The organism is Mycobacterium persicum, from assembly GCF_002086675.1.
In the GTDB taxonomy this organism is placed as follows: Bacteria; Actinomycetota; Actinomycetes; order Mycobacteriales; family Mycobacteriaceae; genus Mycobacterium; species Mycobacterium persicum.
Window position 1 is genome coordinate 1 of record NZ_MVIF01000277.1, and the last position, 799, is coordinate 799.

At 60.1% G+C, this 799-nt stretch carries 1 protein-coding gene; it reads left to right on the forward strand.

Annotated elements, in window-relative coordinates; translation table 11 throughout:
• Nucleotides 1-799: acyltransferase domain-containing protein (locus BST40_RS28370; RefSeq protein ID WP_142276871.1), on the forward strand; the 799-nt coding region annotated here is incomplete at both ends.

A 799-nucleotide genomic window follows, 5' to 3' on the forward strand; every position in this document is an offset into this window, starting at 1 on the left:
CGGTCAAGGCGCTCAATACCCGGCCATGGCCGCCCAGCTCTACCAACACCACCACGACTTCGCCGCCGCCCTAGACCATATATGGCAGGCCTTTGATGCCCACCTTGAAGTCTCGCTGAAGCAGGTGATGCTCTCTGAGCCACACACTGCTGCAGCCGAGCTCTTACACCAAACCGCCTACACACAACCCGCCTTGTTTGCCTTCGGCGCTGCCATGTCTACCGTGCTAACTCAAGCCGGTATCAGCGCCGACTACCTGCTGGGCCATTCCATCGGCGAAATAACCGCCGCATATGTCGCGGGGGTGCTGTCTTTAGAGCAGGCCGCGCTGCTCGTTAGCGCCCGCGGTCGACTCATGCAATCGTGTGCCCCCGGAGCGATGCTGGCCATCCAAGCCACCCACCACGACATCGCCGCCATACTTCACGACTATCCCCAAACCGCTATCGCCGCGATCAACAGCCCCACCTCACTAGTGGTATCCGGGCCTGCTGACCAACTCCAGCGCATCCGCTGCTACTGCACCGACCACCACTACAACGTCACCGACCTTACGGTTAGCCACGCGTTTCACTCCCCCGCTATGGAGCCTGTACTGGCCGAATTCGAGGCCATCGCCGCCGGCCTGAGTTACACCACTCCCCAACTGCCCATCATTTCCAACCTCACCGGAGCATTAGCTACCGCCGAACAACTCAGCTCGGCTCATTACTGGACCCGACACCTGCGTGAACCGGTTCGTTTTGCTGATTGTGTAGCGGGTTTGCTGGCTCAGGGCCCCCATGTTTTTGTGGAGTTA